This is a genomic window from Ilumatobacteraceae bacterium (assembly GCA_033344875.1).
Lineage (GTDB): Bacteria > Actinomycetota > Acidimicrobiia > Acidimicrobiales > Ilumatobacteraceae > Ilumatobacter.
Map to the genome: position 1 here is coordinate 1,468,625 of JAWPMO010000001.1, position 13,271 is coordinate 1,481,895.

A 13,271-nucleotide genomic window follows, 5' to 3' on the forward strand; every position below is an offset into this window, starting at 1 on the left:
CGGTTCCGACCGTCAACGCACCATCCGTATCGTCCTGCCCGCGCGTGCGCACGGCCGACCTGCCTACGATCCAGAGCAATGACCGTCCGGTGTACCGCTGTTCACGCCACCGAGGCGCTCCCCGCCTTGGCGGCCGCCGTCGCTGCGGCGAAGGGCGGCGACCCGCTCGCACCGGTCACGGTGATCGTGCCGACCAACGCCGTCGGTGTGACCGCACGTCGGTGGCTCGGCGCCAACGGCGGCATCGCGGCGATCGAGCTCGTGACACCCAGCCGCCTGGCCGAGCGCATCGCCGGCGCCGAGCTGGCCGCTGCCGGTCGCCGTCCGGTGTCCACTCCCCTGATCGACCTCACCGTGCGCGAGGTGCTGCGGGCGATGCCCGGCGACTACGAGCCGGTGGCCGAACACCCGTCCACCGTCACGAGTCTGCGAGACCTGCACCGTGAGCTGCGCGCCGCCGGCCCGCTCGCGGGCGCGGCGCTGCGGGGCGCTTCCCGACGCGGCCGCGAAGCCGCTCGGGTCTCGTCGATGGTCGCCGAGCGACTGGCCACCGGCTGGTACGACGAGGCCGACCTGTTCACGCTGGCCATCTCCCGGATCCGCGATGACTGCGAACTGTTCGAGCGAGCGGTCGCATTCCTCCCCCGTCCCGACCGAGGGCTGGCCACCGACCTCTTCCGGGCGATCGGTGACCGGTGCGATCTCCACGTGTTGGCCGACTGGACCGGCGTCGAGGTGGTCGATGCCGAGACGCACGCGTTCGCCGCTGCCATCCGCACCGAGATCACCGCACCGGCCGTTCCCGCACCCGCCACCTCGCCCTCGGCGCTGATCGTGTCGACCACTGACGCCGACGAGGAGGTCCGCCACACCGTGCGCCGCCTGGTCGACGCCGCCCGGTCGGGCACGCCGTTCGCTCGCATGGCCGTCGTCTGGCCGACCGACCGCCCCTACGCCCGCCTGGTCGAGCACCACCTCGATGCGGCAGGTCTGCCGTGGAACGGCCGCCCCGGCACGCTGGTCACCGAGCGCCTCGTCCCCCGATTCCTCCTCGACCTCCTGCAGATCGACCGCCGCGGACTCCGCCGCAACGACCTGTTCGACCTGCTCGCCGACGTACCGATCCACGCGTCCGACGGTCGCCGTGTCTCGGTGGCCCGATGGGAGCGCCTGGCGCGTGCGGCCGGCATCAGCCGCGACGACCACTGGCAGCCGCGGCTCGCCCGCCTGGCAGCGTCATACCGGGCACGAGGCGACGACCGTGAAGCAGACGCGCTCGAGGTCGAGCGCTTCAGTGCGTTCGTCGACGACCTCCGCAAGGATCTCGGCGATCGCCGTCGCACACGCACCTGGGCCGACTGGGCGGCGTGGTGCGAACGGCAGGTCCTGTACCGACTCGGCCGATCGGTCCTCGATCAACTCGACGAGGCCGAACGCCTGGCGTCCGATCACGCGAGCCGGGTCCTCGACCGCCTGCGTCATCTCGACGGCGTGAGCCGCCCGGTCACCCGCGGCGAGTTCCGGGCTGCGTTCGCTGCGGAGTTCGAGGTCGCTCCGGGGCGTCTCGGCCGCCTCGGCGACGGCGTCACGATCGGGTCGTTGGCCGGCACCGTCGGCCTCGACGCCGACCTCACGGTGGTCCTGGGCGCGGCCGAGGGGTTGCTGCCACCGACCCCGACCACCGACCCGCTCGTGTCCGACAGCGACCGCCGCGCCGCGGGGCTCCCCACATCCGACGCCCGCACCCACCGCGTGCACCGCAGCTTCCTCGGCCACATCGCCACGTCGAGCCAGGTGATCGTCAGCGCACCACGCGGCGATCTCCGAGCCACCACCGACCGGCTCGAGTCCCGCTGGATCGAGCAGCACCTCCCCGACGCCACGCGTGAAGTGGTCAGCAGCCACCACGCCGGTCTCATCGCCTGCGGGTTCCCCGCCGCCCACCACGAACACCGGTTGCGACGCCGGGCCTCGATCGCGGCCCAGGGGCCAGAGGCGCTCGGCGCGCTGTGCGCCGACGACACGGCCGCAGCCCGATCACTCCGTCTGCGCACCGCCCGTCGGGCCGCGGTACTCACCGAGTACGACGGCGACCTCACCGCGAGCGAGATCCAGCACTTCGTCAGACCGGTGTCGGCGTCGCAGCTCGAGTCCTGGCCGAGCTGCCCCCACGGCTACTTCATGCGGCACCTGCTCGGCGTGAAACCCCTCGACGACCCGTCCGACGAACTCGGTCTCTCACCGATGGAGCGCGGCAACGTCATCCACGAGACCCTCGACCGGTTCCACCAACTGGTGCTCGAGGGCGAGATCCCGCAGCCGGGGCCCAACGGCTGGTCGCCCGCCGCGACCACCAAACTCCTCGAACTGTTCGAGCGAACGGCCGACGAGTTCGAAACCTCCGGACGCACAGGTCGCGCCGCCAACTGGTTCCTCCAGCGGCAAGCGGTGCGGCGCGAGTTGCTGAACTGGTTCGCGGCCGATGGCCGCACGGCGGCGGGCCGTCGCGCCAGCGTGTTCCGGTCCGAGCTCCGCTTCGGGTACGACGACGAGGTCAGCCTGCCGTTGGCCGACGGGCGGCGCCTCCCCGTCTCGGGCTATGCCGACCGCATCGACCGGACCGCCGACGGCCAGTTGGTGATCATGGATCACAAGAGCGGCAAAGCCGACACGTTCAAGAAGATCAACCGTGACGACCCGACCGAGGGCGGCCACAAGTTCCAGCTCCCGATCTACGCGGCAGCAGCGCTGGCCGCGGTCGGCGAACGCGCGGGCGAGTCCACGACTCCGGTGATCGCCGAGTACGACTTCTTCGAGCGCGGCGACTACGACCGGTACGGCTACGCCTTCGACGCCGACGTGTGGGCCCAGGTCGCCACCGATCTCCAACAGGTCGTCGACGGCATCGAATCGGGCCTGTTCCCCGCCGTCACCGAGCCGCCCCAGTACCGGCACTACATCGGCTGCTGGTACTGCCAGCCCGATGGCCTCGGTGTCGACGAGCGCTACGCGGAGTGGAGCCGCAAGCAGACCGATCCTCGCCTCGCCCCCTGGTTCGCCGACGACGACGATGACGCCGCAGAGCAGGGAGCCGCCGCATGAGCACCCGTCCCCCGGCTCCCGACCAGGCCGCCCGCGACCGGATCGCGACCGAACTCGACCGAAACCTCTTCGTCGAGGCCGGTGCCGGCGCCGGCAAGACGTCGAGCCTCGTCGGACGCATCGTGGCCCTCGTCCGGAGCGGCGTCGACATCGGCTCGATCGCAGCGATCACCTTCACCGAGAAGGCCGCGGCCGAGTTGCGACACCGCCTCCGGTCAGAACTGGCAGCGGCCGGCGAACAGGCTGCGGTGGCCGGGCTCGATCATGCCCCGATCGGCACGCTGCACGCCTTCGCCCGACGCCTGCTCAACGACTATCCGGTGCCCGCCGGGCTGCCGCCCGGGTTCACCGTGCTCGACGAACTCGAGAGCCACCTCGCCTTCGAGGAGCGGTGGGAGACGCTCCTCGACCGCGTCCTCGACGAACCGCATCCGGCCGGAGGGGTGATCGACGGCGGCAGCGAACTCGTCGAGTTGTGCGAACTCGACAACTTCCGGATCGAGGTCGGCGGCCGCCGCGTCGCGACCTCGTTCCACGACAACTGGGACCTCGTCGACGGCAGGGTCGATCGCTCCGATCCCGGTCCGTGGACCTTCGAGACCGCACCGTTCGCCCAGCGGGTTCTCCAGCTGTGCGACACGCCGGTGCCCGACGACGACAAGCAGGCCGAACGCCTCGGCGAGCTCCGAAAGCTGGCCGACCAACTGGCCGGCGAGACGTCGCTCGGCAGCCGGGTCTCGCTGCTGTTCGCGCTCGAACACAAGTGCCGGACCGTCAAGAAGACCGGGTCCAAGACGAAGTGGAAGCAGGCCGGGTTCGACCCGGAGGGCCTCGAAACCCTCCGGGGCGAGCAACTCGCACTCGCCGCCGACGCGATCGGGCTCCTCGACCAGGTGCGCGAGCGGCGCGTGCGCGTCCTCGGCGCCCTGTTCGGGCGGTGGGTGCTCGAGTCGGCAACCGAACGAGCCGAACTCGGCACCCTCGAGTTCCACGACCTGCTCGTCCTCGCCCGACGCCTCGTCGCCACGCACCCGGGTATCCGACGCTCGCTCCACGACCGCTATCAGCGCATCCTGCTCGACGAGTTCCAGGACACCGACCCGATCCAGCTCGAGATCGCCGTGCGCCTCACCGCAGCCCCTGACGATCCGGCCCAAGACACCGACTGGCTCGATCTGCGTCCGCTCCCCGGGCGGCTGTTCATCGTCGGCGACCCGAAACAGTCGATCTACCGGTTCCGTCGTGCCGACATCGCCCAGTACATGCAGGCCGCCGATCAGATCGGTGCCGACGTGGCGACCCTGTCGGCCAACTTCCGCTCGTCCGCAGCGGTGCTCGGCTGGGTCAACGCGGTGTTCGGCAACCTGATCACCGAGCGGGTCGACGCCCAACCGCCGTACCAGCCGCTGATCGCCGGCCGCCCCCACCATCGCGAGCACGGGTCGGTCACGGTGTTCGGCGTCGACGAACACGAGGGCCTCGGAAGCCGCCGGGCCGAAGAGATCCGCTGGCGCGAAGCCGCCGACGCCGCCGACGCGGTCGACACCGCACTCGCCGACGGCTGGCAGGTGACCGATACCGACGACGATGGCGAGGCGATCCTGCGCCCGTGCCGACCTGGCGACATCACGGTGCTGCTCCCCGCCCGCACCTCGCTGCCCGCGCTCGAAGCCGCACTGCGCGAGCGGAGCGTGCCGTACCGGGCCGAGAACAGCTCGGTCGTGTACGCGACCACCGAAATCCGCCACCTCATGCTCGCCCTGCGCGCGGCCGCCGATCCGACCGACGAGTTGGCATGCGTCGCCGCACTCCGGTCACCGCTGTACGGCTGCAGCGACGTCGAACTGTACGACTGGCGGCGCCACGGTGGTCGCTGGTCGATCTGGTTCGAGGCCGACGACGACACTCCCGCCGCCCTCCGCGACCACCCGGTGGGCGAAGCCCTCCAGCACCTGGGGTCGCTCGCTCGCCGGGCGAGCCGGATCGGCCCGGCCGACCTGCTCGCCGCCCTGGTCGACGAACGCCGCACGCTCGACGTCGCGCTCGACGGCCCCGACGCCCGCGACGTGTGGCGTCGGATCCGCTACGTGATCGATCAGGCTCGGGCCTGGAGCGATGCCGGCGGCCACGGGCTGCGGCGCTACCTGGCATGGGTCCACCTGCTCGCCAGCGAGAGCCGCAACGCCGACACGATCCTGCCCGAGCACGACGACGATGCCGTGCGCATCATGACGATCCACGCCGCCAAGGGTCTCGAGTTCCCCATCACCGTCCTGTCCGGTATGACCACCAAACCGCGCGGTGCCACCTCCAACTCCGTGATCTGGCACCGCGACACCTGGACCATCTCCAACAAGCAGAGCCCCGACCCCGTCTTCGAAGACTTCATCCCGCTCGACGAACAGATGAGCGACGCCGAGCGACGCCGCCTGCTCTACGTGGCCTGCACCCGTGCCGTCGATCATCTCGTCGTCTCGCTGCACCGCTATCCCGACAGCGCCGCCACCTCCAAGGCGGAGTCGGGCATCCTGCTGCTCGACGCCGGGGCTGCGGATCCCGCCAACGGTGCCGCCGTGCTCTCGCCCACCACCGACCATTTCGTGATGCCGACCGCCGGTTCGACGACCCTCGAATGGGACGACGCCGACGAGTGGGACCGCGAGCGCCGTCGTGCGTTCACTGCGGCTCGCGTTCGGCCGAGCGTGAGCGCGACCTACCTCGCCGGTGAGGCCGACACCGACCCCGGCCTCGACAAGGGCGCCGTCGACCTCGATCTGCCACCGTGGCAACGCGGCCGGTACGGCACGGCCGTCGGGCGGGCGGTGCACGCCGTGCTCCAGTACGCCGATTTCCGCACCGGCGCCAACGTCGCATCCGAGGCGGCGGCGCAATGTGCGGCCGAGGGCATCATCGGCATGGACGACACCGTGGCCAGCCTGGCACGATCCGCACTCGCCGCTCCGATCGTGCAGCACGCCATCGATGCATCACACCACCGCGAACTGTTCGTCGCGGCACCGGTCGGCGGCCGCACCGTCGAGGGGTACATCGACCTGTTCGTCGAGACCGACGGCGGTGGCGTGATCGTCGACTACAAGACCGATCAGTGGCCCGACGACGGCGAGCGAGCCACCCGGGTCGCCAAGTACCGGCGCCAGCTCGCTGCGTACGGGGTGGTGCTCGAACGCATCCTCGGGCGCCCCGTCGAACGGGCGTTGCTCGTTCGGTGCCGCCCCGACGGGCCCGCCGAAGAGATCGAGATCACCAACTGGTCCGAAGCGCTCGACGAGGCCCGAGCACTCGCCGCCGCCGGTTAGCTGTAGCGCCGACGTCCGGTGCCGGTCACGCTGCGATACAGGCCCGAGAGGCTCAGCCGGAACGTGGCCAGCAGGAAGATCGCGGCGAACGCCACCCCGAACGGCAACAGGACCGCACTCAGAATCCGGATCCTGGCGTCGAAGAACGGCTTGATCACGCTGGTGGGGATCGCAGTCCCATCGAGTCGCAGGGTCCGCATCGGGTCCTCGTACGCCGGACAGTCCACGTCGGTCTCGGACACGCCGATCACCTCGTCACCGCCGAAGTTCTCCACGGGGTCGGACACCCGCGAGACGAGCAGACCGAGATCGGGGTCGACCACGGCGCCCACGAGGTACGACTCACCATCGTCGAGGTACTGGGCGTCCAGTCCGAAGCGCACGTCGATCAGATCACCCAGCGCGAACGGGTCGGACCGGCCGCTGCGGATGCGTTCGATCTCGAACCGGATCGTCCGGTAGTCGCGCTCGACCACCTCGCCCACGAACACGATGTGCGGCATCCGTGGTGCCGTACACCCGGTCGGAACCGGGACGAGCGGGAGGGCCGGCGGCGGGCCGGCAGGTACCTCGTCGCCGCCGGTCACGTCGCCGAGCGGGTCGTCGGGCACCGAGTCGGGCGGCGGTTCCTCCTGCGCGGCAGCCGGCGCAGCGGTCAGCACGGTCGCCAACACGACCAGACAGGCTCCGACGCGTCCTCGCACGCAGCGAGGGTACCGCTCGATGACGGTGGGCGAACGGCAGCCCGTCGGCGATACTGGTGTCGTGGGATACAGCCCCTACCGCAAGTTCCAGGTTCGCACCGCCGACTACGTCATGTTGGCGGCCACTGCGCTCATCGGCGCGGGCCTGGTCGCCTGGGCGTTCTTCGGCTGATCAGAACGCCGCTTCGAGGTGTGTCAGATGCACACCCTCGATGGCGATCACATCGAACCGGACCCGTTCGACGGCGTCACCGTGGAGACGCAGCCAACTCTCGGCCAGCGACCGGATCTGCTGCTGCTTGCGGTCGTCGACCGCCGCGGCCGCCCCGCCGAAGCCGTGGCGGCGACGGGCCTTGACCTCGACGAACACGACCACGTCACCGACGAACGAGACGATGTCGAGTTCACCGCGGACACCACGTTCGGGCGATCGCCAGTTGCGATCGACGATCCGGTGACCGACGCGTCGAAGGTGACGGTCGGCGAGGGCTTCGCCCCACCGCCCGCGGGCGACGTTGGAGTGATCGGGCATCGACGGGTACCTCCGACAACCTGGTGATGTCGGGGCCGCACGGCCCGATCGAGCCGCAGCGCGGCTCAGGAGCTCAGAACTCGCGCTTCTCGCGGACCTTGGCGGCCTTGCCGATGCGGTCGCGCAGGTAGTAGAGCTTGGCGCGACGGACGTCACCACGCTTGGTGACTTCGATCTTCTGCACGGTCGGGGCGTGGATCGGGAAGGTGCGCTCGACACCGACGCCGTAGCTGAGCTTGCGGACCGTGTAGGTCTCGTGCAGGCCGCTGCCCTGACGACGGATCACGTTGCCCTGGAACACCTGGACACGCTCCTTGCCGCCCTCGACGACGCGCACGTGCACCTTGAGTTCGTCGCCCGGGAAGAACTCGGGGATGTCGTCCCGGAGGGAGTCGTTGTCGATGAGGTCGGTCGTCTTCATGATGTCTCTCTCAAAAAGGGCCCCGAGTCGTCGGTGGGATGATCCCGTGGGGGCGGATCAAGGATACGGGACGGGTGGGAACTCTTCCAACAGCGCGCGCTCATCATCTGTGATTCCCCCGCGGGCTTCGATGAGGTCAGGGCGAGCGGCGATCGTGCGGTGGAGGGCCTGGGCGTGGCGCCAGCGAGCGACACGGCCGTGGTCACCGCCACGGAGCACCTCGGGCACGTCCCAGCCCCGGTAGCTGGCAGGGCGGGTGTAGTGCGGCTCCTCGAGCAGACCGGTCGGTCCGAAGCTCTCGGTGACCGGGCTGTCGGCGTTGCCCATCGCACCCGGCAGCAGACGGGTCACGGCCTCGATGACCAGGCACGCAGCGACTTCGCCGCCGTTCAGAACGACGTCACCGACGCTGAGTTCGCCGTCGACGAGATGCTCGCGCACCCGATGATCGACACCTTCGTACCGGCCGCACACGAGGCTGAACCCGTCGGATGCGGCGAGTTCGACGGCCATCGATTGATCGAATCGGGGTCCACCGGGGCTCAGGAGGTAGAGCGGCCGGGGCGGGTCGGCTGCTTCGACGGCCTCGAACAACGGCTCGGGCTTCATCAACATGCCGGCGCCGCCACCGAACGGGGCGTCGTCGACCGTGCCGTGGACGTCGGAGGTCTGGGCTCGCGGATCGTGCAGCCGGAGGTCGAGCAAGCCGTTCTGGCGAGCCTTGCCCAGCAGACTGTCGGCACAGAACCCGTCGACGAGCCCGGGGAACAGCGTGAAGACGTCGATCCGCATGGCCCGCTCAGTCGTTCAGGTCGAACAGACCGTCCGGCGGATCGATGGTGATCAGCGGAACGCCACCCGACACGTCGACGGACGTGACGAACGCGACCGGGACGAGGGCGCCGGACTCGAGTTCGAGCAGATCGGAGGCGGGGTTTGCGACGACCGACACGCACCGACCCCGGTCGATGCCGTTGGCTTCGATGACGGTCGCGCCGATCAGATGGTGCACCCACAGTGCGTCCGCGTCGTCGAGCGGTTCGGCATGGACCTTGACGCCGGCCAGCGCTTCGGCGGCGTTACGGTCGTCGACACCTTCGAGGTGGACCCGCCACTTGCCGCTCGCGTTGGAGGAGGCGGTCACCGTCATCCAGCGATCACGGACCCAGAGTCTCGACCCGACGGCCGCACGCTCGTCGCGATCGGTCGACAGCACGAAGAAGATGTCGCCACGGATCCCGTGGGCCCGCCCGAAATGCCCGACCTCCAACAACCCGTCAGGTTGCGTCGCCCTGCTCATCGCACCCTCCTCATGGTCTCACTCCGCAACGTAACCGCCTCGATCACGACGTATCCGCCGCAGCATGTCCGACGTCGAGCGCTCGCGTCCGATATCGATCCGATCGGAGTCAGATCGTTCGAGTGCAAGGCGCGACGAACCCGAGTTGTCTTGGGACAACGAGCGGTGAGGCGGAACGCAGCAATCGGGCGATCTGGCCCGGTCGTCAGTCGAGGAATTCGATGTCGAGGTCGATGCCGTCTTTGGACGCTGCGGCCCGGGTGACGGTGCGGATGCTCGCTGCGGTCCGGCCACGACGGCCGATCACACGACCGAGGTCGCCGTCGCCGACGCGCACGTCGAGGCGATGCTTGCCCTCGTCGGTGACCTCATCGACCGTGACCTCGTCGGGAGCGTCGACGATCGACTTGACGATGTGCTCGAGGACCGCGACTGCGGTCGGGGCCGAAGCGTTGTCGCTCACTTGCCGGCCTTGAACTGATCCATGGCGCCGGACACGGTGAGCAGCTTGGCCACCCGCTCGGTCGGCTGGGCGCCTTCCTGCAACCACTTGACGGCCTTGTCGTTGTCGACCGTGAGCGCCGAGGGATCCTGCAGCGGGTCGTAGTGACCGAGGATCTCGATGAAGCGACCGTCGCGCGGCGACCGCGCGTCAGCAGCGACGATGCGGTACTGCGGTTGCTTCTTCTTGCCGATGCGGGTGAGGCGCAGCTTGACTGCCATGTTTCATTGACTCCTGGACGTCGTATTCGAGAACCCCGAAAGGTTAACGGACCGGAGACCGAATCCCGACCGTTCGTCGGATACCCGCCGATCGCGGTCTGGGTGTGACCGACGTCTCCACGGCAGCGGACGGCGGTCATCTTCCATTCATCGTGCCGATACACGGCATCTCTACCGTGATCCGTCTCCCCCGATCACGAAGGAGTTCTGATGCACCGATCGTGCGATCACCCCACCGGCACCCGCTCGACCACGGTCGTGCTCGTCGACCCGACCAGCCCCGACGGCCACACCTCGCTCAGCGAACTCTGCGACCACGACACCGACGTGCTCGTCGTGGTGCTGCTCAGCGGGCGGGCGAGCAATGCGCTCCGCTCGTTCGCCCATCACGAGGACACCAGTGTCGCAGAGGCCGGCTGGATCTACCTCGATCAGGTCGCGGTCGGACTGGATCGCCCCGGCCGCACGGTGGGGACGATCGCCGCAGACGGCCCTGACGCCGCCGCGACCCTGGCCGACATCGCGATCGAGAACGACGCCGACCGCGTGGCACTGCCGTCGTCGATCCTGCGCCTCGACCGCGAGGCGCCGACGAGGTTGGCCCGGCTCGCTCCGGTCACGATCGCCCTCCCCCGGTTCCCGGCGCTGTCCGTCGGCTGAATCACGCCGGCGACGAACTCGAGCGACCGCGAGCCAACGGCGCGTCAGCGGGGTGGGTTGAAGCCGCCGGGGCCATCCTGGCCGGCCTGGCCGCCCATCAGCGACTCGAGTTCGCTCATGTCGGGCATGCCGCCGCCCATGCCGGGCAGACCGGGGAAGCCACCGCGCTTCTTGCCCTTCTTGCCGCCGCCGCCCATGCCCATCTTCTTCATCATCTTCTGCATGTCGCCGAACTGCTTGACGAGGCGGCTGACCTCGGCGGTCTCGGTGCCGGAGCCCTTCGCGATGCGGGCGCGACGGCTGCCGTTGATCAGCTGCGGGCGAGCCCGCTCCTCGGCGGTCATCGAGCGGATGATGGCTTCGATCGGCTTGAGGTCGTCGTCGTCGATCTTGGCGTTCTTCAACTCCTTGGGCATCCCGGGCATCATCCCGAGCACGCCCGACAGCGGCCCCATCTTCTTGAGCGCCTGCATCTGCTCGAGAAAATCGTCGAGCGTGAACTGGCCCTCCATCATGCGGGCGGCGGCCTGTTCGGCCTGGTCGGCGTTGAACGCCTGCTCGGCCTGCTCGATCAGCGTGAGCATGTCGCCCATGCCGAGGATGCGGCCGGCCATGCGGTCGGGGTGGAACTGCTCGAACGCGTCGAGCTTCTCACCGGTCGACGCGAACGCGATCGGGCGACCGATGACCTCCTTGACCGAGAGTGCCGCACCGCCGCGGGCGTCGCCGTCGAGCTTGGAGAGGATGACACCGTCGATCTGGAGCGTCTGGTGGAACGCCTCGGCGGTCTGCACCGCATCTTGACCGGTCATCGCGTCGATGACGAGGAACGTGTAGTCGGGCGACACGGCGCCGGAGATCAGTCGGACCTGCTCCATCATCTCGGCGTCGATCGACAGGCGGCCGGCGGTGTCGACGATCACGACGTCGCGACCCAGTCGCTTCGCCTCTTCGACACCTTCGAAGGCGGTGAGGATCGGATCTTCCGGGTCGGAGTAGACCGGCACGTCGACCTGCTTGCCGAGGGTGCGGAGCTGCTCGACGGCGGCGGGGCGCTGGAGATCGGCGCCGACCAGGAGGGGCTGACGGCCCTGCGATTTGAACCACAGCGCCAACTTGCCGGTGGCCGTGGTCTTACCCGAGCCCTGCAGACCGGCCATGAGGATGACGGTCGGCGGCTTGGACGCGTACTTGATCGAGAGCGTTTCTCCGCCCAGGATGCGGGTGAGCTCGTCGTTGACCGCCTTGACCACCTGCTGGCCGGGGTCGAGCGCCTGTGAGCGGGTCGCGCCGATCGCGTGCTCGCGGATGCGATTGCAGACCGACCGGACGACGGTGACGTTCACATCGGCCTCGAGGAGCGCCGAGCGGATCTCCTTCATGACCTCATCGACATCACCTTCGGTGAGTCGACCCTTGCTGCGGAGGCGTTTGACGATGCCGTCGAGACGGTTGGAGAGATTGTCGAACATCAGGCCGCCCAGGTTACCCGGCGCTCCCCCGGCGACTCGTGAGACACGAGTTGAGATCACTCGTGATCAGCAGTCCCAGTCGTAGGTGATCTCGTCGTCGACCATCCACGTGTCGAGGTCGCCGCTGTCGGAGACCCACCGGCCGACGCCGTCGGCCCAGATCACGAGCGTGCCGGTGTCGTCACCGGGGCCCGGCTCGACGACCGCCGGCGCGAACCCGCGCCAACCGGCGACGGGAGATGCTTCCCGGTCGGCGTCGGCGAAGGTCTCATAGATCTCGGCGTACTCGTCGTCGTACCCGTCGAACTGGTTCAGCTGGTACCAGGTCACGCCCTCGAACGTGAGCGTCTCATTGCCGCACGCCGGGTAGAACGCGACGTCCTCGTGGACAGCGACGATCGGCACCGGGGCCGCAGCCATTGTCGACGGTGTCACCTCGGGAGCGAGCGTGCTGTCGACAGGGAGGCTGTCTGGCGTCGTGGTATCCGGCGGCGCAGCCACCGCCGTTTCGGCGTCGACGGTGATCTCGGCGCAGAAGTTGTCGAGCGCGTTCTCGGTGCAGATCCGGGACGCTCCGGCGAACGCGTCGTCGGGGAGCACCAGACGGTCCGGACCCGGGCCACCGATCCCGATGTCATCCCAGCCGTATCCCTCGGCCGCATCGACCGACACGGCGGACGGCTCGCCGCCGTATCCATCGGTCGACGATGTCAGGTAGTGGGTCGTGCTCCACGTGTCGCCGGCGGCCACTTCGAGCACGTACGCGACGCCGCGTGCAGTCTCTTCGGGGAAGGTGAGTTCGATCGCGGCACCGGGCGCTGCGACCGCCGGCGTGACGGTCATGAGATCCGGTCGGGTACGAGCAGCAGCGTCGCTCGGCCGACCGAGACCCGGCACGTCGGTCGATGACGGAACCACCGAGTCGACGGTGTCGGACGACGACGGTGCCGGTAGCCCCTCGCCGGTCGGCTCGGTCGCGCCGCACGCCGTCAGGGCGAACCCTGCGACGGCGGCGACGACCGAGACGGAACGCATCACCA

The 13,271-nt window shown here is 69.3% G+C and carries 12 protein-coding genes; 3 read left to right on the forward strand and 9 right to left on the reverse strand.

Going from position 1 to position 13,271, the window contains the following annotated elements:
- Positions 1-78 precede the first annotated feature (78 nt).
- Both R8G01_06960 and R8G01_06965 read left to right on the forward strand, forming a co-directional pair.
- Positions 79-3,102 carry a PD-(D/E)XK nuclease family protein gene (locus R8G01_06960; protein MDW3213715.1) on the forward strand — a complete coding sequence of 1,008 codons (3,024 nt, stop codon included), beginning with the start codon at positions 79-81 and terminating at the stop codon, positions 3,100-3,102.
- Complete coding sequence (locus R8G01_06965; GenBank protein MDW3213716.1) at positions 3,099-6,419, forward strand: UvrD-helicase domain-containing protein; 3,321 nt, start codon at positions 3,099-3,101, stop codon at positions 6,417-6,419. Before R8G01_06960 ends, R8G01_06965 begins: the two co-directional genes overlap by 4 nt.
- Here R8G01_06965 and R8G01_06970 read toward each other — a convergent pair.
- The 7 genes from R8G01_06970 to rpsP form a co-directional block, all read right to left on the reverse strand.
- Positions 6,416-7,123, reverse strand: coding sequence for a hypothetical protein (locus tag R8G01_06970; GenBank protein ID MDW3213717.1), 708 nt, complete (start codon positions 7,121-7,123; stop codon positions 6,416-6,418). The genes R8G01_06965 and R8G01_06970 overlap by 4 nt on opposite strands.
- Positions 7,124-7,295: 172 nt before the next feature.
- Positions 7,296-7,655 carry a YraN family protein gene (locus R8G01_06975; GenBank protein ID MDW3213718.1) on the reverse strand — a complete coding sequence of 120 codons (360 nt, stop codon included), beginning with the start codon at positions 7,653-7,655 and terminating at the stop codon, positions 7,296-7,298.
- 73 nt (positions 7,656-7,728) lie between these two features.
- A complete protein-coding gene (gene rplS / locus R8G01_06980; GenBank protein MDW3213719.1) occupies positions 7,729-8,076 on the reverse strand; it encodes a 50S ribosomal protein L19 in 348 nt (115 codons plus the stop codon).
- A gap of 57 nt (positions 8,077-8,133) precedes the next feature.
- Positions 8,134-8,868: a tRNA (guanosine(37)-N1)-methyltransferase TrmD gene (trmD, locus tag R8G01_06985; GenBank protein MDW3213720.1), complete on the reverse strand. Its 735-nt coding sequence runs from the start codon at positions 8,866-8,868 to the stop codon at positions 8,134-8,136.
- A gap of 7 nt (positions 8,869-8,875) precedes the next feature.
- Positions 8,876-9,376 carry a ribosome maturation factor RimM gene (rimM, locus tag R8G01_06990; GenBank protein ID MDW3213721.1) on the reverse strand — a complete coding sequence of 167 codons (501 nt, stop codon included), beginning with the start codon at positions 9,374-9,376 and terminating at the stop codon, positions 8,876-8,878.
- A 205-nt stretch (positions 9,377-9,581) separates the two neighbouring features.
- Entirely contained in the window at positions 9,582-9,839 is a 258-nt protein-coding gene (locus R8G01_06995; GenBank protein MDW3213722.1) for a KH domain-containing protein, read from the reverse strand.
- The gene (gene rpsP / locus R8G01_07000; GenBank protein ID MDW3213723.1) at positions 9,836-10,099 is read right to left on the reverse strand and encodes a 30S ribosomal protein S16; all 264 of its coding nucleotides are present in this window, start codon (positions 10,097-10,099) and stop codon (positions 9,836-9,838) included. The genes R8G01_06995 and rpsP overlap by 4 nt, the downstream gene beginning before the upstream one ends.
- Positions 10,100-10,309: 210 nt before the next feature.
- Between rpsP and R8G01_07005 the strand changes: the two genes are divergently transcribed.
- Positions 10,310-10,759, forward strand: coding sequence for a hypothetical protein (locus R8G01_07005; protein MDW3213724.1), 450 nt, complete (start codon positions 10,310-10,312; stop codon positions 10,757-10,759).
- 44 nt (positions 10,760-10,803) lie between these two features.
- Here R8G01_07005 and ffh read toward each other — a convergent pair whose 3' ends face one another.
- Entirely contained in the window at positions 10,804-12,231 is a 1,428-nt protein-coding gene (gene ffh, locus R8G01_07010; GenBank protein ID MDW3213725.1) for a signal recognition particle protein, read from the reverse strand.
- A 66-nt stretch (positions 12,232-12,297) separates the two neighbouring features.
- Positions 12,298-13,266 (reverse strand): hypothetical protein, encoded by a 969-nt coding sequence (locus R8G01_07015; GenBank protein ID MDW3213726.1) that lies wholly within the window; start codon positions 13,264-13,266, stop codon positions 12,298-12,300.
- Positions 13,267-13,271 lie beyond the last annotated feature (5 nt).